Genomic DNA, 24,329 nt, shown 5'->3' on the forward strand with positions numbered 1-24,329 from the left:
ATGCAATATCCGGGCTAAAGGCTAGACACCAACGGTTGCTGAATCCCGTTTTACTAATGCCCGTGCCGTTCGGGACGGGCGTGTTTTAAGCTCCCGACGGCTCGTGCACCGCTGGCCGAGTAAGACGCGCTAGCGTGGTTTGCTCATCATCAAGCGGTAATTCCCTGAGCCGAGCAGGTCGTCGATCCGTGATCGCATTTCGGGGGTCACTTGGACTTTGAACTTGTCGGCTTTCAGGTGGACCAATTCGCCTTCGGCCAGCTTCATGCTGAACAGCAATTCTTGGTTGCCGGGGTAGCCGCGGACGATCTCCCGTAGCCGCGAGATCGTCTGTCCGTCGTGCTTGGCTTCGTCCAGCCGGATCCGCATGCCGTGGGTGTATCGGTTGTCCAGGTCATCGAGCGGAATGAGTTCGTCGATGATCAAGTTGGCTTCATCGCCCCCACCCCGCCGATCGACTTTGCCTTTGGCCAGCACCACCGCGTCGGGGATCACCTTTTCGCCGTGGTCGGCAAAGCCACGTGGCCAGAGGATGCAGCGGATCGCGCCTTGCATGTCTTCCAAATCAAAGTTGGCGTACTTGGACGGCTGGCCGGGTTTCGGGTTTTTGGTGTGGGCGATTTTGATCGAACTGATCATGCCGCCCAAAATCACTTCGCCTCGATCCTGGATTTCGGACAGCGAGTCGGTCGTGTGCGTCCGGAACGTGGCGAGTTTCGGCTCGTACTCGGCCAGCGGGTGGGAGTCCAAGTAATAGCCCAGGACTTCTTTTTCATTGCCCAGTTTTTCGCGGTCGGGCCATTCGTCCATTTCCGGCAGGACGACCGCCGGTGCGCCACCTGCGGCCTCCTCTTCTTCTTCGAACGCACCGAACAGGCTGGCTTGGCCGCTTTTCTTGTCGGCTTGCACGGCGGCACCGGCCTGCATCGCTTTTTCGATCACGGCGACCAGTTGGCTGCGTTTGGCGCCAAAACAATCCATCGCGCCGGCTTTGACCAGCGTTTCGATCGCGGACTTGTTACAGGCGTGCGGATCGACGCGTTCACAGAAATCGAAGATGTCTTTGAAAGGACCATTCTTCTTTCGTTCCTGTTCGATCGAGATCGCGGTCGATCCGCCACAGGCTTTGATCGCCGAGAGGGCGAAGTGGATTTTGCCGTCGGCGACGCTGAAGTCGGCTTCGGACGTGTTGACGCTCGGCGGCACCACTTCGATGCCCATCCGATCGCAGTCCTCCATGTGCTCGACCAGTGCGTCTTTCCGTTTGAAGTTTCGACCATCGATGTCACTGGACAACAGCGACGCCATGAACTCAACCGGGTAGTGCGCTTTCAGGTAGGCGGTCTGGAAAGCGACCAGGGCGTAGGCGGTACTGTGCGAATTGTGAACAACCAATCCGTTGGCCACGAAGTTGTGATCGTTCTCGACCGTCAGGTCATAGACATCCACCACATCGGCGGGCTCAATGGAAACGATATCGTCCCAGAAAAGATCGCTCTGAGCGTGATCGGCGAGGGATTCCGACTCAAAGAAATCAGCCAGACGCTGGACGGTCGAGCGTTGGAAGCCTCGCTTGGAGGATTTTCCCGTACGGCAAAACTCACGAATCGAAACACCGCTTTGCGACTCCAGATCACGCCACGGAATCTCTCGACGAACGCGTTCTTCCGCGACGAGTGAGCGCACCGCGACCGGCACCAAGTCTCCGGTCGTTTTTGCTTCGCCCGCGTCGATACGATCGAGCGCTGACATCACGGCTGCTTGTTTGTCAACGATCTGCGGGCCGACGGTGTGAAGAAACTTCAGCCGCGATTCGTGGCCGATTAGATGAACCGTGTAACCGTTCCTTGGCTTTCCGTCTGCCCGCCCCGCGTAGGCGAATGACTTTTCAGTGACCCGAGAAACAATTCCCAAGCGTTGCAAAAGCCTCTGGACATCTCTGGCTAGCGGTGGGGATGACGTCGCATAATAGGATTGTTGTGACGGTTGTTCGACATATCCATCACCGGCCCAAAGCCTTCCCAAAAGCATTGCCGTCTGACGCTGATCGAATTGGAACACCGCTTCTGGGAGGTGTTTTTCGGTGGCTTTCTTTCCTGTCAGCCCGAGAGACTGAGCCCAGGTATACGCACCGCTCCGCAGCCCGCTGATACGTTTTGCGGCAACCGCGGTTCCAACTCCGGAATGATCGAGACTTCCCAATCGCGTGTCACGACCGGTCGACAGACAGACTTCGATACGACCGTCGCTGCGGTAATCCGTCCGCGCCGATGTCTCGTCAAATTGTTCCGAATGATAGACGAAGTCGTCGACTTGAGACTGCGAATTCGAATAGAAGTACAGGCAGGTCGGGTGGCAAAGATTTCCTTCTGAGATCAGCCACCCCAGGGTGATGACTTCGTAATCGGACCACTGTATCGTTTGCACAGATTCGATTGATCTGGCGACTGCAATCTTGTCGCCGACGTTCAGATCGTCGATGTTCGTCCAGCCGTCAAAGGTCTTCATCGGGTGGTTGCCCGTGGCTGTGATTTGACGTCCGGTGCGCGTGGTGACGGTGAACGTTTGGCGAACGCCATTCCAGACGACGTCGGTGACCTTGCGCGGCACCAGTTTTTGACGGTCGTTCAATGCATGGATCGTGAATTCCCGTTTGCTTTGAAAGAGTTCTTCAACGGTTGTCGATTCTCCGGTGACCGCGTCGATCACTTCCGTTTCGCCGACGACGCATTTATTGAATCCGTAGCCGGCAAACTTGACGATCAGATTCCAAATGTCTTCGGCGTCTTTTTGGGCGAGCCCGCTTTCGACGGCGCCTTTTAAGAAGACTTCCTGGTTCTGGTTGATCAGCGCTTCTTTCTTTTTACTGATCGCCTTGATGCACGTGTACGCTTTGGCCAGCGGGACGCCGCCGAGGCGGTTGAGAATCCGCATCACCTGTTCCTGGTAAACCATGATGCTGTTGGTTTCTTCCAGGATCTCTTTCAAGACGGGGTGTTTGTATTCCGGGCTCTGTCGACCGTGTTTGATGTTCACATAATCGTCGACCATGCCGCCTTCGAGCGGACCGGGACGATACAGTGCGGCGGTCGCGATGATGTCGTGGAAACAGTCGGGCTTCATCCGCGTCAGCAGGTCACGAATCCCGCCGGATTCCAATTGGAACACGCCCTTGGTTTCGCCGCGTTGCAGCAGCGCATAGGTCGCCTTGTCGTCGAGCGGAAATTTGAGCGGATCAACGGTCTTACCCGTCGTCTGTTTGATGAATTTCACCGAGCGGCTGAGCATCGTCAGGTTGCGCAGCCCCAGGAAGTCCATCTTCAACAAACCGCTGGCTTCGACGTCGTTCATCGACCACTGGGTGATGACGTCCTGTTTGCCGGGCACACGCGTCAACGGAACGTATTCCGAGAGCGGTTTGTCGGCGATCACGACGGCCGCGGCGTGGGTGCCGACGTTCCGCGCCAGGCCTTCGATCTTCATCGCCAGGTCCAACAACTCGCGGATCTCCGGATCGCCGTCATAGGTTTGCTTCAAGTCCGCGCTCTTTTCCAACGCTTTCTTGATCGTGATCTTCAGCTCATCGGGCACCATCTCGGTGATCTGGTTGACGCGTGACAGGGGAATCCCCAGCGCCCGCCCGGTGTCCTTGATCGCGGCCCGTGCGGCCAGGGTTCCGAACGTTCCGATCTGGCAGACGTTTTCGCTGCCGTAGCGTTCTTTCACGTACTCGATGACTTCGACGCGGCGTTCTTTTTCGAAGTCGATATCGATATCCGGCGGCTCGGTCCGGCTTTCGTCCAGGAACCGTTCGAACAGCAGGTCATAGCGGAGCGGACAAACGTGCGACATGTAGAGGGCGTAGCACACGATGGCGCCCACGCCGCTGCCCCGCGCGGTCGCCGAGATCCCTTTTTTCCGGGCGTGAATGACGAAATCCCAGACGATCAGGAAGTACGTCGGATAATTCAGTTTTTCGATGACGCCGAGTTCGCGGTCCAGCCGCGCCATCACTTCGTCAGACAGCTTGCCGTCGACGATCCGTTCATCGTCGCCTTCGTAGCGTTCCATCAACCCCTTGATGCACAGCTCGCGCAAGTAGTCGATCGGCTTCATCTCGTTGGGGCATTCGAACTTGGGAAAGTAGTACTTGCCCAATTCGATATCGATGTCGACGCTGTCGGCGATTTCCTGGCTGCGTGCGACGCAATCTTCCATGCCGGGAAAATGCTCGTACATCTGTTCGGGGCTGCGGAGGAAGAACTGATCGTTCTCCATCTTCATCCGCGACGTGTCCGTGCGGAAACGCCCGGTGTTGATGCACAGCATGATGTCTTGCGCTTCGGCGTCTTCCTGGTTGACGTAGTGGCAATCACTGGTCGTGACCACCGGCAATCCCATCTTGTTGGCGATGTCGACGGCGCCTTCAAGTTGCATCCGCTGGATATCCAACCCGTTGTTCATCACTTCGATGAAGTAACGGTCGCCGAACACCTTGTGGAACCAGCCGGCGATCTCCATCGCCTCCTTCTCGTGTTCGCCGGTGTCACTGGCTTTCATCACCGTGCGACTGAATTCGCTGCTCACGCACCCGGACAGGCAGATGATGCCTTCGTTGAACGTCTGCAGGATTTCTTTGTCGATTCGCGGTTTGAAATAAAACCCTTCCAGGGACGCGGCGCTGGCCAGCTTGATCAGGTTTTTGAAACCGGTGCGGTTTTTGGCCAGTAGCGTCAGGTGATAGCTGGCGTCTTTACTGCGTCCGGCGCCGCCTTTGTCGAATCGGCTGCCCGGCGCGATGTAGGCTTCGTAGCCGATGATCGGGTTGATGCCGGCGCCTTTGGCCGCGCGATAGAATTCCAACGCCCCGTGCAGGTTGCCGTGATCGGTCAACGCCAAGGCGTTCATCCCGTGATCGACGGCGCGGTTGACCAGGCGTTTGATGTCACCGGCACCGTCCAGCAAGCTGTAATGGCTGTGACAATGCAGGTGGACGAAGGGCTTGGCGGGCGTGATGATGGTGTCGCTGCTGGCGTTGTCCGACATGCGAAAAGGCTCTTCCGTGGGTAAGCTGGCTGGGCGCGATTGGCCGTCATTCTAGCATTCTGCCTCAGCTCCGATAATTGGACGGACCGGGAGTGAGAGAGGGCAAAACGATGGGGGCAAAACGATAAAATGCCCGATGGGACGCCTGTTTCGAGATTTCTCCGATGGTTCTCATCCCGAGCCTTGATCGAGCACATCATTGTTTTGCCCCCATCGTTTTGCCCCTCCCATCAACTCAACGTTTTTCGTACCTGACCCGGTAAACCGGAATCTGGTTTTGCCGGCTACGGCGTTCGAAGTGCGTCCGGTAGTCCAGATCGTGGGACGAGGCCGCTTTTTCTTCGGGGATCGGCACGCCGAATTCCGGGGCGATTTCCGCGATCATCTCGATGGTGGCTTCGAAGTAGTCCAGCACGTCGGTCCAAAAATGGAACCGGCCGCCGGGGCGAAGGGCAGCCAAAAAGCTTTTCACGCTGCTCTCGTTGACGACCCGCCGCTTGCGATGCCGTTTTTTCCACCAGGGGTCGGGGAAATAAACGTGCACCGCTTCGAGTGATCCGGCGGGCACGCGATCGGCGAGCAGCGGCTGGGCGTTGCCGGAAATCATCTTGGCATTGGATCGCCCCGCTTTGGCCAATCGCGCTGCGGAGTGTTTGGCATATTTGTGGATGATTTCGATGCCCAAAAAGTTGTGCTCGGGATTTCGTCCGGACTCGTTGGTCAGAAACAGCCCTTTTCCGCTGCCGACTTCGATTTCCAACGGCCGATCGTTGCCGAAAACGGTTTCGCTGCGGAGCGTCTCGGGCACCGGCGGGAACGGTATTTCCGATCCGGTGTCGCTTCCCGAAGCCAATTCGCCCGGAATGGGCTGGCGAAAAACGAACAAATGGTCGGTCAAGTCGAGCGTCGGTTTCGGGGCGCGAATGGGGCTGCGGGGCATCGGAAAAATCGGAACCGGTCGTCGGGGGATGATGTCAATTGGCCGTCAAGAGGTAATCGTAACGACAGCGAAAACGTCTACAATGCCGCCTCAGATCCTGGTGCCCACCGCTCTCCACTTGAACAGCACGAAAAACGACCCATGCCCAATGACGCTGATTTCGCCGGCCTCCACGTCGCTTCTTTGGAAAGCCGCCGCGCCGACGACATGCGGCGATTGATCGAGCGGCACGGAGGCGTCCCCCACGTGAGCCCCTCGATGCGGGAGGTTCCGATCGAACCGAACCGGGCGGCCATCGATTTTGCCTATCGCGTGATGACCGGCCAAATCAGCACCGTGATCTTCATGACCGGCGTCGGATTTCGCTTTCTGATGCGTTCGATCGAAAAGCACGTCAACACGCAGCGGTTCCTCGATTCGCTCTCCGACATCACCACCATTTGCCGCGGCCCCAAACCCGTCGCGGCGCTGCGCGAGGCGGGGGTGAAAGCGACACACCGGATCGGCGAACCGAATACGTGGCGTGAAATCTTGCGTTACATCGACGACCACAAACTGGCCGTCGCCAATCAAGAAATCGGGCTGCAGGAATACGGCATCTCCAACGCCTCGCTGGTCGCCGGACTGGAAGCCCGTGGCGCGTCGGTCCAACCGGTTCGCGTGTATGGCTGGGACTTTCCCGAACAAACCGATCCGCTGCGAGAAAACATCCAGGCCATCGCCGACGGACAGCGCGACCTGTTGCTGCTGACCAGTGCCCATCAGATCGTCAACATGATGCGGATGGCCGAACGGATGGGCGTCACCGATCAATTGCGATCGGGATTGCGGACCACGGCAATCGCATCGATCGGTCCGACCACGTCGCAAATGTTGACCGAATGTGACCTGCACGCCGACCTGGAACCGTCGCATCCCAAGATGGGCCACCTGGTCGTCGAATCGGCCAGACGTTCCGCCCAACTGGTTGCCGCCAAGAAACGATTAAAAGAGACCGACGACAAGATCCGTCAATCGATTTCGTTCGTCACACAATCACACGAGATGACTGAAAAACATCCCTCCCACGACAGCCTGTTCCTGAAAGCCTGTCGCGGTGAACCGACCGAACGGACGCCGATCTGGTTGATGCGGCAAGCCGGACGATACATGAGCGAGTATCGCGAAGTCCGCGCCAAGCAGAGTTTCTTGGAACTGTGCGCCAACCCGGCCCTGTGCAGCGAAGTGATGTGCACCGCGGTGGAACGACTCGGCGTCGATGCGGCGATCATCTTTTCGGACCTGTTGCCGCTGCTGCAGCCGCTCGGTTTTGATCTGGAATTCGTCGCCGGCGACGGACCGGTGATTCACAATCCGATCCGCGGTGCCGAAGATCTGACGCGTTTGAAACGACTCGACGATCCCCAGTCGCTGGGGTTTGTCTATGAAACGGTGCGGCAAACCCGCGCCGATTTGCCCGCCGAGATCCCCTTGATCGGGTTCGCCGGATCGCCATTCACGTTGGCCAGTTATGCCATCGAAGGCGGCGGCAGCAAGGTGTACACGAACACGAAGAAGTTGATGTACCAGTCGTGTTCCGAGTCGGGCGGCGGTGCCTGGACGGAATTGATGAGCACGTTGTCCGAAGCAATCACCGTCTACTTGAATCATCAAATCGCCGCCGGCGCGCAATGCGTTCAACTGTTCGACAGCTGGGCCGGATGCCTGTCGCCGATCGAGTACAGCGAATTCGTGTTGCCTTGGATGAATCAGATCATTGCGGGAATCGCGCCCGGAGTGCCGGTGATCAATTTCGCGACCGGCAACCCCGAGTTGTTGCCGCTGCTTCGCGGTGACAGCCGGACAGTGGTCGGCGTGGACTGGCGGATCCCGCTCCCGGTGGCCTGGGATCGCATCGGCCGCGACAAGAGCGTGCAAGGCAATCTGGACCCGGCGGTGCTGTTAGCGGATCCCGATGTGATTCGCTCTCGAGCCGCAGACCTGCTCGACAGCGTCGCCGGCCGCAACGGGCACATCTTCAATCTCGGTCACGGCGTGTTCAAAGAAACCCCGGTCGAAAACGCCATCGCCCTGGTCGAAACCGTCAAAGAACTGAGTGCGAGGTAGGGTGGATTGGCGAGGAGTGGTGAGTGTGGAAATTTCTTTCGAATCGAAAAGGCGATTGCTCGTTCACGACAAAGATGAAGTCCTGGAAAAACGCTACATACCGGATCTGTTTGTGTCAGAACAGATTGTTGTGGAATTGAAAGCAGTCAGTGCACTAACTCCCGAACACGAAGCGCAGTTGTTGAACTACAGGCGGATTACAAGAAGTCAAGTCGGCTATTTGATAAACTTCGGACCAATTGGCAAGCTTCAGTACAAACGATTCATCTTGTCTGAGTTTCTTCCGCATCTTGATGACACCGAAAATGGCTCCTGAATTCTTCCCATTAGTGTTCATCAGCGTCCATTAGCGGTTTGTTCTCTCGAGCACCGTTCCCCGGCAGAGTCCGAGAACGGCTATGCTGGTTTTACTGGGCGGGGCTGATTCGCGGTGGGCGTATCTGAGGAGAGTTTGTGATCAATCTGTCGACTCGCGTTGCATTGACGGTCGCCCTGTTCGCTTCCTGGACCTTTGCTGGGGGGCCAGAAACGAGACTGGTGCCGAACCAACCCGCGGCGGGACGGTTCGTCAAAACAGTACAGGGTTTTATGGTGCCCTACCAGCAACCGATCCCCGGTTCCAACGTGGTGATCGAAATGCTGCCGGTTCCCGGTGGCACGGTGACGATCGAGCCGCCGCCACCGTTTCAGCACTTCGATGACTTCGGAAAACCGGTCGCAAAGGATCAGCCGGCGGGAACCAAGCAACAGGCTTCCTTTGGACCGTTCTGGATCGGCAAGTACGAAATCACGATGGAGCAGTACCTGCCGTATCGACAGCTGTACTACCGACAGAAGCAGGATGCATCCCAAGGCATCAACCAAGCGAACTCACCGACGGACGTCGACGCCGTGACCGGGCCGACGGACGTCTATGACACCCGATACAATTTCGAGTATGCCGGCGCACCGGATTCCCCGGTGACGACGGTCAGTCAATTTGCGGCTCGGCAATACACCAAGTACCTGACGCTGCTGACCGGTCAAACCTATCGCTTGCCGCTGCGAAGCGAATGGCAGCATGCCTGTCTGGCGGGCAGTCGGACGCGTTACTGTTACGGGGACGACGTCAAGCGGCTCGGCGAGTTCGCCGTCTATTTGGACAACACGTCGGACGATTCGTTAACCCTGCGTGTGGGCACGAAGAAACCAAACGCCTGGGGGCTGCACGATGTCCACGGCAACGTTGCTGAATTGGTGATCGAAGACACGGCGGTCACGGGGTTGCGTTTTGGGCACGTCGCCTGCGGCGGCAACGGTGACAGCGACGCGGAAGACTGCACGGCGGATTCGGTCGTGCGGACGACGGTCGAGTGGTGGGACGACGATCCAGACTTTCCACGCAGCTCGTGGTGGATGACGTCCGAACAGAGCCGCATGACGGGATTTCGCATCATCGCGCCGCTGGCGCCGATGACGGATGCCCAGAAACATGCCTACTGGGATGCCGACAGCGAACAGCTTGCCGAAGACGTCCAATCGCGTCTGGAAGACGGACGCGGCAGCCTGGGGCGGGTGAGAGCGTGGGAACCGACGACGAGCCGCGTCGATCGCTAAAAAATTTAAAAACAGCGGTCGAGTGTCGGCCTGGCGTTGTCTCGTAAATAGCAGTGATCGTTCCCACCCATCGCAGATACGTTTTGATGCCGGTCTAACGACTTGAGAGCGCCATGTCGTGTGACAAACCACAGAATCTTGAGCAGTATCGGCGGTACCTGAGAGTCCTCGCCGACATGCAGCTGAACCCGCGTTTCCGCTCCAAAGAAGACGTTTCCGACGTCGTCCAGACGACGCTGTTGCGGGCTTACCAGGATCTGGATGGATTTCGAGGGTCCAGCGAAGTCGAATTGAGAGCGTGGCTGAAAACCATTTTGACGCACACGTTGATCAATCTGGCGAAAAAGTATCGAGCTCAAAAACGTGACATTCGCCTTGAACGTTCGATTGATCAACAACTGCAAGAATCGGCGTTGCGGATTATCGGCGAACCGCCTGCCGAGCAGACTTCACCGAGCCAACACCTGATTCGACAGGAACGTGCCGAACAACTCGCCGATGCGATGGGCTCCTTGTTGGAAGCGGAATGCAATGCAGTGATGCTCAAACATGTTCATGGATGGAAAGTCGCCGACATTGCGGTGCACCTCGATCGGTCCCCCGAAGCCGTCGCGGGACTGCTTCGACGCGGATTGAAAAAACTTCGAAACAAGTTGAACGCGGTGGATCACGATGGCGGAAGCGAGTGACGAACAAGATCGCGATGAGGCCTTTGATCGCATCGTCCATGAATACTACCGGCTGATCGAGAACGGAGAATTGGTCCCGCGGCACGATTTCATCAATCGGCACAAAAGGTTCGAGCAAGAGCTTCATTCATTCTTCGCGGACCTGGATCAATTCGACCAAGCTGTCGACAACCTTGACGCGACATCTGACGAAGCGATTGACGCGACGCAAGTCTCGCAGCTCAATCAAACGTCATTGAATCCGAGCGTTGCGATTCGCTACATCGGCGAGTATCGCGTTCTCAGCGAGGTGGCCCGCGGCGGCATGGGGATCGTTTTCAAAGCACGCCAAGAAACACTCCGTCGAACGGTCGCACTGAAGATGATTCTGAGCGGCCGTCTTGCCAATGATGCGCAGGTGGAGCGGTTTTATCGCGAAGCGCGGTCGGCCGCCGCGCTGAAGCATCCGCATATCGTTGGTGTGCATGAGATCGGCAAACACGACGGCCACCATTACTTCACGATGGATTTCATCGAGGGGGAAAGTCTTGCCGAGACGCTCCGTGAAGACTCATTGCCGCCTCGTCGCGCTGCGGAACTGGTCGCCACGTTGGCCGACGCGATTCATTTTGCTCACCAGCAAGGCGTGTTGCATCGCGATCTCAAACCCGCCAACGTGCTGATTGATGTTAACGGCGATCCCCACATCACCGACTTCGGGCTCTCCAAGTCGCTCTTCGAAGCTGACGCTGATCTGGGAGAGATCACACACACCGGGCAGATCCTCGGGACGCCCCGCTTCATGGCTCCCGAGCAGGCCGCGGCCGAGCACGGCCAAGTCGGCGTCCGCAGCGATGTCTATTCGCTCGGCGCGATTCTCTACACAAGTCTTGTCGGTCGAGCGCCCTTCGTTGCCGAGTCGACGGTCGAAACGATTCGCCAAGTCATCGAGAACGAGCCCGTCCGGCCACGTCTGTTGAATCCGGCTGTGCCGAAAGATCTCGAGACCATCTGTTTAAAATGTCTTGAGAAGGCCCCTGAATTCAGGTACCGCAGCGCTGCGGATTTACGCGACGATCTGTGGCGTTTCCTAGCGGGGCACGCCATCGAAGCCAAACCTGTCGGTTGGTCGTCACGTGCCTGGAAGTGGTGCAAACGACGCCCCGAAGTTGCGTCGTTGCTCTCCCTGCTGATGGTCGCTCTACTGACCGGCCTCGTCTCGGTCGGGTTCTGGTGGCGGATGGCGGAATACCGACGTGCCGAGGCGGAACGGGCGACCGCTGAAGCGAAGCAGAACCTGTATGCGTCGTTGATCGGTGAAGCCGAAGCGACGCGTCGCGCTCGACAAAGCGGTTACCGACAACGAGTGTTGACGTTGCTTCAACAAGCCTCTCGGTTGAACGGCGTGCAGAAGGACGAAGCCCAAATACGACAAGAAGCGATACTGTGTTTCGGCGATTTTGTTGGGAATCAGCCGACGACCGTCGAAGGCCCGGCGTTGGTGGATTCACCCGGAGCGGCAACGTTCTTGGATGAGGAGCGGATTGCCGTCGCGGTCGCCAAAGGAGACGTGGTGGTGCGTCACGTCGGCGACGGCAGCGAGCAGTCTCGCGTGTACCGGATCGGATTGGAGATTCGTGCGATGGCCATGGCCAACGGCGGCACGACGCTTCTGATGGTCGACAAAGATTCCCTGGAGCGTTGGGACCAACAGCAAGACGGCCATTGGATTCGACAATGGGAGTGCCCCGCGGCTTACACCAGTCACTACATGGACGTCGGCGTCGGACAGGATCAGATCGCATTGATCGATCGGTTTCAAATCCGGTTGATCGACCTTTCCGATGGCAAGCCCGTCCGCAGCTTTCAGGCACCTCCGGACTATGAATTTCTGTTCCGACAACACGGCTTTCTGACCACCGCGATCAGCCCGGATCAACACTACGTTGCCGCTGCCGATACGCCCGAGTCCGTCTTCATCTGGAATGCTGCGACGGGCGAGCTGGTCAAACGAATTCGTGCACCAGGGGCTGGGGTGCCCAATGTGCAATTCTCCAGCGATGGACAATTCCTGGTCGTCGGATCGGATCAGGGTTTTGCGACGTACCGCTGTGATGATTTTTCACAGTGGTCTGTCATTCAGACGGATCCTATTTTCAGCTTGGCGGTCAGCGCCGATGCCACGCGGCTGATTACCGTGAACGAAGTGGGGGCGGTCCACCTCTGGAATTTATTGACACAGCGATTGATCGCGACGTTGTCCCATCCCGGTTCCCCGCCACTCGGTTCGGCGGGGTTCAGCCCTGGTGGGACACGCGTTTTTTCTTCAGGAGCGGAGCGGTTAAGGATTTGGAATTTGGCCGGTACCCCCGAACGCATCGTCCTGCACGGACATCAACGACCGGTCAGCTGCGTCGCGTTTCACCCGGCAAAGGCTGTGCTGGCGACCGGCAGTCAGGACGGTACCGTCCGGTTCTGGGACACCCAAGCCGGCACTGAGCTTTCCAAGTTGCCGGTCGGCGCGGCTGTAAAGTCGGTCAAGTTCTCCCCGGATGGTTCACTGGTTGCAGCCGTCACCTCCCGATCGCTCCTGGTTTGGCAACTTTCCGGAAACGGAAACCTGAACGCTATCCTGCAGCTCAACCGAAACGGTCCGGCGTTCAACGACATCGCCTTCAGTACAGACGGAAAATGGTTCGCTTCGTGTGGTCCCGAAGGCATCCCTGTCTGGGAGATTCAACGTGTGGGCGATGGCCCGATCGAATTACGTCAGGCGCGGCGCGAATCGATCTTCGGCCAATCGATGACATTTGACGCATCGTCCCGATACGTCGCCGTCAAAGCCAGGTTACTTTTCGGATGGATCGATCTGTCCGATCCTGGTTCGAAATCACGCACAATTGCGAAGCGGATGTTTTCCAGTAATCTGGTCGCGTCACCGAATGATCAAAATCTGATCGCCGTTTCCGCTGACGGAACATTGCTGGAGTGGGACTTGGAAAAGGAGCGAGCGAACCGCGAAATCGCGGAACTCGGTCGACTGAGTTCCCCCATCATCGCGATCGCCCCGTCGGGCGACCTCCTGGCGGTCCAGGCGAGCCACAGAAACGTGCGATTGTTGGACTTGCAGACCCGTTCGACGATCTTCGATTTGGCAGATGAACACGCATCGATCAATGCGATCAGATGGGAGCCTGGAGGTCAACGATTGGCGATCGGACTGACCGATGGAGGCGTAGCGATTTGGGATTTGACGCGCATTTCACAACAATTGGTCTACGCCGGACTGTCGTCGGGGCTCGAACGTTTTGCACTTCCTGGCGACAAGGTCACGACGCCTCCGTCGTCCGATATTGCGCAGCAGGTCTGGCAGCCCGCGAAAGTGGATTCGATCCACGGCGTCCAAGCGAAAAAGTACCTCGCGACGTGGGGAATCGAATCGCAACGAGAGCCCTCGAGCCTCGACGAGCCATTCATCGGCGTTTCGCTGGATGAATCGATTCGTGAAGAAATCAACCAATCGCATGGAGGTGCGAGCGAAAACGGGGCATTCGTGCTCGGTGTCCCGTTTGCCAAATTTAACCGGTTGGATCAGCAACTCGCCACCGCCGGATACCGTCTGTCGTCGATTTCACCGGTGTGGAGCGGAGGGCAGGTCGTCGTCTCGGCCGGTTGGCAGAGCGGAGAATTTGATGCGATTTGGGAACTGGAGTTGAGTGAGAAATCACTGATCGAAAAGCAGCAACAAATGATTGCTTCGGGATACCGTTTGGCCGATGTCGGCGGATACGTCGAAGATCGCCCCGGTTCTGAGGAACGTTATTTTGCACTGTGGCGTAATGATCTGCCTGGAACCGCAACACAATGGCTGGCTCTTGGCGAATCGCCCGAACAGGCAAGCGATACGTTTCACGGCAAGATGAATGACTACGAACCGATCTTGCGGCAATGCTATTACGATGCCGACAGCCAGCTACGGTACTGCGAGCTATGGGAACGGTTTGCTGAGCCGGCGCTCGAACCCTGGTTTGCCTACACCAATTCCTTCGAAGCGATGTTTGGCGAGATCCGACGGGCCGGCATGGACCGCTATCCATGCCGATCGTTCAAAGTGTCACGCTCGCACGGTGAGAACGAAACCTTCTACTCCGGTGTCTGGCGGAGCGACGAAAAGGGCGTCGCCACACGGTTGATCTTCGGAGAATCTCCTCGCACCGTCCAGTTAGTCGGCGCCGAAATGCTGCGGAGCGGATTTCGGCCACGCTGTGTCTCGATGACCCCTTCAGGCGATCGAGATCCCGTCGCCGCCGTCGTCTGGGAAAAAGCGACGGCGGTTAAAAATTAATCCGCCCGATTTGCGCGGTCGCGTTGTCTAATGAATTGCAACGCTTCGAATCCGTAGTGAACGGCACGGGCATAAGTGTTGGTGTCCAGCCTTTAGGCGATTTTCCGGTCGCTGCTTCGCAGCGACAGTGGGCGGCTGAAGCCTGCACACCAGCGGTTGCCGCATCCCGTTTGACTTATCCCCGTGCGATTCGAACCAGGAGTTTCTTGCAACCATCGGAAGCACGCCATCCAACCCATTCCGGCTTTGAACCATGAAACGTCTCTCCTTTCGAGAATCGGTTGTACAAAACGTCCTGGTCAGCGGATTACTCGTCGCGTCGGTGGCCACGCTGCTGGCCCTTTCGACGTTGCCGCTGATTGCCGTTGAGCGGGCCGATCCGACCGTCAAACCGTCACAGAATGCGGCTGCACAAACGTCAACCGAGTCCGATTCGGACACCTCCGCCGGTTCAACCGACAAGCCACTCGGCGACAAAACTGACGATGATGTGCCCAACCAGCAGCCGAAATTGGTGGACATTCTCGATGCCGAAAACGAAACCAAGGATTTGAGACCGCATCGATCGCGAGGGTCATCCTCTGCGGGTGGCCCGGCAGAGTTGATTGGTGAACTGAGCGATGCACAACTGGCGGCGCTGGCTCGTGGCGAGCAACCTTCGGCGGCGCTCGCTGAGCAGCTTGAGATGAACGGTGCCGACCTTCATGAGTTGCTGTTAAGTGAATTCGCCGATCGGTTGGGTAGGGATCACCGCGAGATTCCCGAAGCCCTCGTAAAGCCTGAGTCGACGGTCGATTCAATCCAGCGATCAGGAGAATCGGCACCCCCGAATCTCGGTATCGGTGCTGGGGGCGATTCGGAAGAACCATTCGATCAGGGACCGGTCGCCGTTCGATTGCAGGATGTCATCGTTCAGGCACAACAGGGGACACCGGCCGGAGCCGTCGTGATTGAACTGGTGTATGCCCAAGGACACGGGCCGATTCTTTTTCCTGACCAGCCGCTGTTCCTCGTCGAAAAGCAAGGTCGCGCCAAATATGTCGCGTTCGAAATCGCCTACCAGCAGTCGTCCAAACGCTCGCCTTTTGAAGTGGATCGCATCGAGGCGGCATTCCTGGTGAACGGAGAAACGCCTCTGGATGTAAAATTGATGACTCGCGATTCGGTATTGCTTGAGCGTCTGGATATCAAACTCGTCGGCCAAACGGCTGCGTTGGCAGCGCTGAAACATCGCTGGTGGAAATCATTTTCAAAGATACCGAAAGAGCTCGGTGACGAGCAGAAACTGCTCCGCAGGTCATTGGCCGCGATGCTTGCCAGACGCTACGGGATGCCGAGTCCTTGGCCGCTGCCGCAGAAAGACGACGGGCAAGAAGACAGCGTATTGGAAGCACAATTCGAACGTGCCGTCGGAATGCTCTTTGGAATGGAATCTGTCAAACTGGCGATTCAAGAGGACGTCAAACTCAATGAATCCACGCGGTCTGAAACCGCCGACCAGCCCGTGCCGCCCAAGCCCCGGATGGAAAGCGTGGTCATTCCCCCGTTCCGCGACATTGCGATCGAACCGATGGCGATGCACGTGCCCGAAGAATGCTTCTATCTGCGGACGGGAAGCTTGGCCAATTACAAGAACCTGCGGCAGTTTCTGACCGGATGGGGAGGCAACCTCAGCGACGTCGTCGATTCGGGCTCGCTGGTTCGACAGACCCGCGACAAGATAGAGTTTCAACTCGCGCTGTCTCCCGAGCAAACCGCATCAGGCCCCTTTGATCAGCTGATTTCCGACATGGCCTTGGTCGGTTGCGATCCACTTTTCAGTGAAGGAGCGGCAGTCGGGGTTGTCTTTGAAGCTGCGGATAGTTTTAAGCTCGCCGATGCAATCAAGCGGCAGCGGCGAACGATGCTTAGCAAGTTTTCCGATGTTTCCGAACGTCTGCTGAGTGTCTCCAATCATCGCGTTTCCCTGCTTTCGACCGACGATAACCGGGTGCGTTCCTTCTATGCGATCGACGGGAATTATCATTTGGTGACGAACTCGCAAACCCTTTTGAATCGCTTCTTCCAAGCCGGACGCGGCGATCGGTCGTTAGGAAAACTGCGAGAGTTTCGCTATGCCCGACGCAAGGCGGATTCCGCCGGACATCAATTTGCATTTCTCTACCTCTCCGATCCGTTTTTTCAAAACCTGGTCAGTCCGCACTACCGAATTGAGCTGACACGCCGGTCGCGTGCGGCGCGGGAGCTTCAGCAGTTTCAATTGGCAAGATGGTTGTCAGCATCAGAAGGCATCGAGGAAGCCTCGATCGGCGGGTTCATCGACGCGAAACTGCTGCCGAGAGGATTTGCTGATCGCGCCGATGGCAGTCGGCCGATCCTTGTTGACGATCGTTTTCAAGACTCGCTTCGCGGCATCCCAGGTGCTTTTCTTCCCATTCCAGACGTTCCCATCGACAAAGCGACGCGCACTGAAGTGATCGCCTACCGAGGCTTTCTGCGCGATTACAACCAGCAATGGCGCCGCGTCGATCCGGTGACAGTTGTCTTCACCGAAAAAGAGATAGACGCGGCGGGGTTGCGCCGCATCGGCATCGAAATCGTCATCACTCCGTATGCGCGGCAAAAATACGCCCTGCTGGAACGCCATCTGGCCGATCCCGGGCGTCGTCGTTTTGCAGCCAGTGACCGTGATCTGTTGAGTGTCGATACGGCGGTGAGGATGCGACGCGGCAGCTCACCCCATCTGCTCTACATCGGGCTGCGCGACGATGATGTTTCATTCGAAATCAGTCATGGCCAAGTCAGGCTACTCGACCAAGCAGAAGGCACGACGTTTGCAAAGCTTCGATCGTTTGGTGTGATCTCGCCGCCGAGCACCGAGATTTTGCGGATGCTCAGCTCGGTGTTGCTCAACGGCAAGCCGTTGCCCGAGAGCCCCACCCGTCGCTCACCGCCGCCCCGGTCACCCTTGCCCTGGTCGACCGCGGCACTGCCATTCGGGGCGCCACCTTCTGGGCAATTGCTCTATTACTTTGCCTGGGGCATTGCCAATCTGCCGCCCGGAGGTGCTTCGGCGGCGAAGTATCTGAAGATGATTGAGAGTCGAAATGATTTGACGACCGTCGCAATGCAATCGGGGCTGCGTGACGAAGTGTTCAACGAGATTTCACAGGAAAACATTGTCGATCCGCCGAAAGTCCGTATGCGGATGCGATCGCTTTCCGGGGCGGAGATCGAACCGTACATTCAAGCGTACACGTATCTCGCGTCGCGACGCGTCTCGTATCAGAACTCGCGGTTTCTGGCGGATCTTACTCATTGGCTGAATCTGCCACCGCAGGAATCTCAGTCGGTCATTGAGAATCTGTTGAACGCAAAGGTCACTTGCCCGCTGGGCGGAGCCTATCAAATGAAACAAGTTGCCGGCATGCCCGATTGCGTCGGCACCGCCTGGAATGGTTCAAGCCTTTATGAATTGAATCAAACGCCTGAGACTTGGAAGTTCCCGTTCTTAGATTGGCTCCGCGAGATGGACCTGCGATTCGATCTCGATCAAAACACGCTGCACGCCAAAGTCGATTTGACGATTTTTGACGGTCAGCGCGTTACGGACCAAGTGAAGATTGCGTCGCATTGATGTTGGACAGTGTTCCGCTACACGATCACTCGCCGTCGAACTGAAACTTTGCCGGCGGACGCGCGAGGCGGGAGCCTCCGAGACATTGTGTTCCCAGGCGGGAGCCTGAGAACAAGTACGAGGTGGGGTAAGCATCCTGCTTGCCACCCTGGCCGGCTCTGCCGGCGGACGCGCGAGGCGGGAGCCTCCGAGACATCGTGTTGCCAGGCGAGAGCCTGGGAACAAGTGCGAGGTGGGCCCTCTCTGGCGTTTAGAGATTCTAAATCGGTTACCAAATCCTGCAGTAAACGAATCGACGTCCCCTGCCAGCCGCCCCGCCTACTCGCTCAGCTGCAATCCGTCCGCCGACGGAATGGTTTCATCGATCAGCGGCGAGACGTCGACATCCGGAACGACCGCGTCGCTCGGCAACAGGGCCTGCTCGGTGACGATCGCCCCGTCCTGCATCGAGAATCCGACTCCGGTCGCCTGGACTTCCGACGGATTGAACGACCGACGAGTCACCGGCGGCGTCATCGTGACTTCGCTGGGATCTTGCCGCGGCGTCAAGAACAAGCCTTTTTCGTAGGCATCACGAGTGGCACCGGCTTCCCACGCGTCTTCGGCCAGCTGGATTTGGTTGTACGCCAGCAGTGACCCCTTCTCCCAGTGCAGGTCCCGGATAGCCAAGTTGTAGTCGGCAAGCGCCTGATAAAACGCCACTTCGCTTTGAACCACCGAGCGCTGGGCTTGCAGCAAGAAGTTGATGTTATCGGTTCCATCCAAGTAGCGACGCACCAGGACCTCGACCTGTCGCAGGTCAGCCTGATAGCGGTTGTAATTGGTTTCAACCAGTTGATACGTCACATCGATGTTCCGTGCGGCTTCGGCCAAGTCATGGCTGACCCTCAGTTCGACCTCTGCCAAGACCGCTCGCTCTCGTTGCAACTGCAACTTGGCGTTGGCGATGGCGGCACCGGCTTGGCGCAGACCGACCGGAAGCGTGAACTCAACGCCGGCCTGCCATTCTTGGAATTCGCCATTCAGGATGGAGGAACTGAGTCCATCGAAGCGTCCATCATCGATGTCGCCGAGAAGGTTATCGCCCAAGCCTCGATAGCGGTACAGTCCGACGAAATCGAGTTGGGGGCGTTTATTCAACCGCGAGGCGTAGAGTTCAAACTCACGCCGCTTGACGAGGAAGCGTTGTCTGCGGATTTCGACGCGGCGATCGAGAGCTTGCGAGAGGGCGGAGTTCCAATCGAAGACGACTTTGGAGTCCAGCGGGTCGGTCGTCGGCTTGATGATTTTTCCATCCGACGCTGGCATGCCCAGCAAGTAGCGTAGTTTTTGTTCGGTCGCGTAGAGGCCGGTGGGGCCACCGAGTCGCGATTGAACGTTTGCTTCGAATTGGTAGTACTGCGACTGCGCTTGCGCTTCTTCGTCCTGGCGTCCTGCACCGACATCCAGCCGGACCTTTTGGTACTGATAGGTTCGAAGCGCCGATTCGCGGCCTTTGATATTGGCTTCAAGCAGTCGATAGGCGATGGTCAGATCCCAATACGCTTGCTCCACATCGGCGACCAGTTTGGTCACGGAGTCTTCAAAATCCGCCAGCGCGACGTCCTCGTTGGTTCGCGCGATCAAGACACCGTTGTACACACCCGGCGTTTGACTGGATCCGACGATGCGGTTGTATTGCAGACCCGATCCGCGCAGGATGGGCTGGCGCCACTCCGCTTCCACCCAACCAACGAAATCACTGGAGAAGTTGCGGTTCGGGTTGTTGTTTCGCGTGTAGTTGACGACATGCCGAATGGTGAATTGAGATCCGAAGGCAGACCTCTTGCTCAGTGAACTCGCATAGGCCGCGGAGGTGCCCTCGTCGACTTGACGCTGGAAGTTTTGCGTGAACGGGTTGATCAGGATGTTGCGTGGTGTGTCTGTCCCCGACCAATTGAGCGTGTTGGTGTATTGCGCATCGTAGGCGGCAAGCGCCGCTTCGACACCCTGCGTCGAGGACGCCATTTGGGCCGGGTCAAAGACCGTGGTGGCGTTTTGGGTCGAGAACGAGGCGCCGATGGGAAGCGATCGGATCACGGGGCTGTCCCGCATCGCCATCGCCACCGCTTCGTCCAGCGAGAGTTCGATCGTGGGAAGTTTCGAGGGGTCTTCCAACGAATGGGGCGCCGTGGCCGCTTCGGCCGCGATCGTCACCGCCGTCTCGCACTCGGCCACTTCGGGGTATTCGATCGAAAGCCCCACGCCACGATGGTACGAGGCGGTGGTATCGTGGGGCCCGGGACCGATTCGATCCCAGACGTGACAGCCGACGCTGGCCGGAAGTGTCGTCGCAATCGTCAACGCGGTCACGAGGTTTCGCAAGAGTCGACGCTTGGTGTTCGTGGAACGCACGTTGGATCTGGTCATCAATGTTTGCCGCGTAGGGTGGAGATCTGCCGGCGATGCCGGCATTATCCGGACGAACCCGCCATCGGGTCGAATTGGTTTTTGTCCTATCGACCATCCGCACGGCAGAACTGGAACAACCGGACCACGATTTCGTGTCGTATCTTCGTCACAGTCCGCAAAGTCCCGCAGCGGATGTCAAAGCTGCGCGGTTCTGCCGGTCAGGGCGGCATCGATTTCGTCCACCGCAAGCTGAGGGGTGGATGGCCCACCAAACCGATCTCGAATCCGTCGCGTCGATTCCGCCATCCCGTGATCGTTTAGGACAAATGCCAACTTGCCGGCAAGGTCACGATCGCGATGCAAGCAAACGCCGCACCCGAGTGCTTCCACCCGCTCGGCGTTGTCGAACTGGTCGAACGCCAGCGGGCGAATGATCTGAGGCACTCCGGCCCGCAACGCTTGCGACGTCGTGCCGATCCCGCCGTGGTGCACGATGGCGCTGCAGTGCGGCAACAACTCGCCCAGCGGCAGGTAGCCTTGCGGGCGAACATGACTCGGCAAGTTTTTGGGAAAACAATTCTCATTGCCACCCAACAGCAAACCAGGGCGATCGAGTTTCACGCACACTTCTGTCGCGCTGCGAAAGAAGTCACGCGTGTGCCAGTTGGCCGAACCGCCGGTGAACACGATCGGTCGGTCCGCCGGCAGATCCAGAGGCTGGTCGGATCCATCCAACCGTGGACCATCAAACAGTGGAAACCCGACGTGGCGCAATTGCGGGATCGCGTTGATCGTCGACGGCGCGAACCAGTCCGGATAACACGCCAACACCCGGTCCGGTGAAAGCCACCACCGATGCATGATCCGTCGCACGGGTGAAAGTCCGTGTTCTCGTCGGATTCGATTGATCGGCCCGGCAAGCAGTGGGTCCAGGATGATCTTGTCGCCCAACCAATACGCCAGCCGAAACGTGCGGCGATGGCGTGTCGGTTCGAATCGCCAAGACGTCAGTCGGGCCGGTTGCTCGGGCGTTCGCAACATGACGGGTGCCAAGTGCACGTCCACCAGCGGCGTCGTCGGATCGAGATCACGAAAGATCCGCGCGGCAAAATCCAGCGGGTGCGAAACCAGGACCGTTCGTCCGGGACGGTGCAGCGATCGGATCAGATCGAAGAGCGGCCGCAAGAACTCCGCCGCGATGCCGCCGATCACGTTCCGCATGCCACGCAGCAGCGTCCACATCGCCGGATCGGCCAGCATGGTGTCGAACGTTTGGCGATCCATCAACGGATACGGATCCAGGCCGGCGGCTTCGGCGAGTTTCGCGTAGGGTTCGGCCAACGAGATCGCGACGTCGTAGCCACGGCGTTTGAGTTCCATCCCGATCGCGAGCATCGGATTGACATCGCCGCGCGAGCCGGGCGCGGAGAGAATGGCCAGCCGGCGATGGGAGGAGCTGTTCAATTGGATTCAGCGGTCGATTTCATATTCGGTGATCTTGCGATACGCGGTGGCTCGGCTGATTCCCAGCAGCTTGGCCGCTTCGGGTACACTGCCGCTGGTTCGTTCAAGTGCCTTGACGATCAAACGTTTTTCCCACTCATCGATTCGGAATGTGTCCAAGCGACTGATTCCGGCATCACGCAGCCCCAGGTCATCGGGCTGAATTTCGGCGTCATCGGCCATCACGATCGCGCTATCGATGACGTTTCGCAGTTGGCGGATATTCCCGGGCCACATGTACTGCCGCATCCGGTCGCGCGCGGCTTTGGAAAGCGTCAGCTTGGCACGACCGTGTTGCAGTCGAAAGTGTTCCAAGAAATGGTCGATCAGCAGATCCAAATCGTCACCGCGTTCTCGCAGCGGCGGCAGCAGCAATTCAAAGACGCTCAACCGATAAAATAGATCTTCGCGGAAACGTTTCTCGCGAACAAATTCGGCCAGATCGCGATTGGTCGCCGCGATGACGCGGACATCGACATGGACTTCCTGGGTGCCGCCGACCGGCAAGAACGGGTGGCCTTCGAGAATCCGCAACAGCTTGGCTTGTCCTTCCAGCGTCAGTTCACCGATCTCATCGAGAAACAGCGTGCCGGTGTGGGCTTGTTGAAACCAGCCCTCGTGGTCGCTGTCGGCGCCGGTGAAGGAGCCTTTCTTGTGTCCGAACAATTGGCTTTCGATCAATTCGGACGGGATCGCCGCGCAGTTGACCGTTAGCATCGGTCGCTTGGCCCGTTTACTGTTGCGGTGGACGGCGCGGGCGACCAGTTCTTTTCCGCAGCCGCTTTCCCCACGCACCAAGACGCATCCGTTGGCCGCCGCGACACGAGTGATTTTTTCCTTCAGCCGCAGCATCACGGGACTTTCGCCGATCAATTCGTCTCCGTCGGCATTGCGTTTCGCAATCTGCTTGGCCTCGACGCGCAATTGATCGTGTTGCAATGCGCGATCCAAACCGACGGCCAACAAGCGTGCCGCGGCGATCGACAATTCAAAGTCAATTTCATTGAACGAAGGCCGGTTGCGGTACAGATGCAGGATGCCGATGTTCGCTTCGTTGGTGTCCAGCGGAACATAGATCGCATCGGACCAGACCGATTTAGCCGGCAGTTTCTCCTGCAATTCAGTGTCCTGGGAACGCTGGTCGTTGACCCAGATCGCTTCGCCGCTGCCGACGACGCGACGCAGGATCGCGCGGCTGACTTTCACTTTGTCCACTTCATCAGCAGGTTCGACCTTGTGCGGTCGTTGTCGTCCGTCGCCGCCGTCAAAGGAAAGCCCCACGGCGTCGGCACTGGTTCGGTCTCGCAGTAACTTGAGCACCGAATCGATCACTTCATCGGGGTTTTCCAGCCGCAGCATCGAAAGGCTGAGCAGATACAGATCGAACAAGTACCCGGCGTGGGCGACGTCACGCATCGGATCTTCGGTCATCTTGGTGTCGATCAACGAAACGTCTTGAACGATGGTTTGGAACGCGTCGTCCAGCTCGGCGCTATCGGAGGACGGGTCGATGAAACGCAGTTCCGTGCCGCCGATGGTCAGCACACATTGATCCGCGATTTGCGCCGAATCGATCTTTTGTCCGTTCACCAACGTCCCGTTCCGACTGCCCGTGTCGCGAACCTGCCAGCGGTCGTCTTCATAGAAGACGACGGCGTGAAACCGGCTACAGACCGGATCGGACAACATCACTTCACAGCTCGATCCGCGACCGACGTGCATCGGTCGTTCGGGGGCCAACGGGTAATGGCGGCCCTTCTCGGGCCCGGTTTCGACCGCTAAGTACGCGACCATGATTCATTCACGTCGTGGGGGTGAGTAACGGCCGACTCAAGGCGGTCTTCGCCTTGTCAACGACCACCATCCCCCAACATGCAGAGAGAATTCGTGACAAACTCGCGGATCTGGCGATCAAATCGCGATTCGAAGCCCCTGTTGCGACGGAGAATTTTCCCGCAGTCGACCGCCCCCATCATAGTCGGAATCTCATTTTAAGACTAGAGAGAAGTGGCGTAAGCTTCCAGCTTGCGAAAAGTGGCGTAAGCTTCCAGCTTGCGAAAAGTGGCGTAAGCTTCCAGCTTGCGATCCACGCGAGCT

Annotated in this window: 11 protein-coding genes; 6 read left to right on the forward strand and 5 right to left on the reverse strand. The window is 58.0% G+C overall.

Annotated features, from left to right (window positions below; all coding sequences use genetic code 11):
* Positions 1–129: 129 nt before the first annotated feature.
* Positions 130–5,046 (reverse strand): DNA polymerase III subunit alpha, encoded by a 4,917-nt coding sequence (gene dnaE, locus NZK35_RS00775; RefSeq protein WP_259630691.1) that lies wholly within the window; start codon positions 5,044–5,046, stop codon positions 130–132.
* A 235-nt stretch (positions 5,047–5,281) separates the two neighbouring features.
* Positions 5,282–5,986 (reverse strand): tRNA (guanosine(46)-N7)-methyltransferase TrmB, encoded by a 705-nt coding sequence (gene trmB / locus NZK35_RS00780; RefSeq protein WP_259630692.1) that lies wholly within the window; start codon positions 5,984–5,986, stop codon positions 5,282–5,284.
* Between the two features lie 141 nt (positions 5,987–6,127).
* Between trmB and hemE the strand changes: the two genes are divergently transcribed.
* The 6 genes from hemE to NZK35_RS00810 all read left to right on the forward strand — a co-directional run bounded on the left by hemE (position 6,128) and on the right by NZK35_RS00810 (position 18,338).
* The gene (gene hemE / locus NZK35_RS00785; RefSeq protein ID WP_259630693.1) at positions 6,128–8,092 is read left to right on the forward strand and encodes a uroporphyrinogen decarboxylase; all 1,965 of its coding nucleotides are present in this window, start codon (positions 6,128–6,130) and stop codon (positions 8,090–8,092) included.
* A 25-nt stretch (positions 8,093–8,117) separates the two neighbouring features.
* The gene (locus NZK35_RS00790; RefSeq protein WP_259630694.1) at positions 8,118–8,408 is read left to right on the forward strand and encodes a GxxExxY protein; all 291 of its coding nucleotides are present in this window, start codon (positions 8,118–8,120) and stop codon (positions 8,406–8,408) included.
* A 221-nt stretch (positions 8,409–8,629) separates the two neighbouring features.
* Positions 8,630–9,688, forward strand: coding sequence for a formylglycine-generating enzyme family protein (locus NZK35_RS00795; RefSeq protein ID WP_259630695.1), 1,059 nt, complete (start codon positions 8,630–8,632; stop codon positions 9,686–9,688).
* A 113-nt stretch (positions 9,689–9,801) separates the two neighbouring features.
* Positions 9,802–10,377, forward strand: coding sequence for a sigma-70 family RNA polymerase sigma factor (locus NZK35_RS00800; RefSeq protein ID WP_259630696.1), 576 nt, complete (start codon positions 9,802–9,804; stop codon positions 10,375–10,377).
* On the forward strand, positions 10,361–14,701 hold the full coding sequence (locus tag NZK35_RS00805; protein WP_259630697.1) for a WD40 repeat domain-containing serine/threonine protein kinase: 4,341 nt from the start codon (positions 10,361–10,363) through the stop codon (positions 14,699–14,701). The genes NZK35_RS00800 and NZK35_RS00805 overlap by 17 nt, the downstream gene beginning before the upstream one ends.
* Before the next feature lie 253 nt (positions 14,702–14,954).
* Positions 14,955–18,338, forward strand: coding sequence for a hypothetical protein (locus NZK35_RS00810; RefSeq protein ID WP_259630698.1), 3,384 nt, complete (start codon positions 14,955–14,957; stop codon positions 18,336–18,338).
* Between the two features lie 318 nt (positions 18,339–18,656).
* On the opposite strand, the gene NZK35_RS00815 is transcribed toward NZK35_RS00810, so the two are convergent.
* The 3 genes from NZK35_RS00815 to NZK35_RS00825 form a co-directional block, all read right to left on the reverse strand.
* Positions 18,657–20,747 (reverse strand): TolC family protein, encoded by a 2,091-nt coding sequence (locus tag NZK35_RS00815; protein WP_259630699.1) that lies wholly within the window; start codon positions 20,745–20,747, stop codon positions 18,657–18,659.
* Positions 20,748–20,924: 177 nt separating this feature from the next.
* Entirely contained in the window at positions 20,925–22,193 is a 1,269-nt protein-coding gene (locus NZK35_RS00820; protein ID WP_259630700.1) for a glycosyltransferase, read from the reverse strand.
* Between the two features lie 6 nt (positions 22,194–22,199).
* Positions 22,200–24,026: a sigma 54-interacting transcriptional regulator gene (locus tag NZK35_RS00825; RefSeq protein ID WP_259630701.1), complete on the reverse strand. Its 1,827-nt coding sequence runs from the start codon at positions 24,024–24,026 to the stop codon at positions 22,200–22,202.
* Positions 24,027–24,329: the final 303 nt, after the last annotated feature.

Origin of the sequence: Stieleria sedimenti, from assembly GCF_025060895.1 — a bacterium.
Classification (GTDB): Bacteria; Planctomycetota; Planctomycetia; order Pirellulales; family Pirellulaceae; genus Stieleria; species Stieleria sedimenti.

Bases quoted from the DNA above. Each gene is read 5' to 3' on its own strand.
- NZK35_RS00810 (WP_259630698.1), top strand. From the start codon at position 14,955: ATGAAACGTCTCTCCTTTCGAGAATCGGTTGTACAAAACGTCCTGGTC.
- NZK35_RS00825 (WP_259630701.1), bottom strand. From the start codon at position 24,026: ATGGTCGCGTACTTAGCGGTCGAAACCGGGCCCGAGAAGGGCCGCCAT.
- dnaE (WP_259630691.1), bottom strand. From the start codon at position 5,046: ATGTCGGACAACGCCAGCAGCGACACCATCATCACGCCCGCCAAGCCC.
- NZK35_RS00805 (WP_259630697.1), top strand. From the start codon at position 10,361: ATGGCGGAAGCGAGTGACGAACAAGATCGCGATGAGGCCTTTGATCGC.
- trmB (WP_259630692.1), bottom strand. From the start codon at position 5,986: ATGCCCCGCAGCCCCATTCGCGCCCCGAAACCGACGCTCGACTTGACC.
- hemE (WP_259630693.1), top strand. From the start codon at position 6,128: ATGCCCAATGACGCTGATTTCGCCGGCCTCCACGTCGCTTCTTTGGAA.
- NZK35_RS00815 (WP_259630699.1), bottom strand. From the start codon at position 20,747: ATGACCAGATCCAACGTGCGTTCCACGAACACCAAGCGTCGACTCTTG.
- NZK35_RS00800 (WP_259630696.1), top strand. From the start codon at position 9,802: ATGTCGTGTGACAAACCACAGAATCTTGAGCAGTATCGGCGGTACCTG.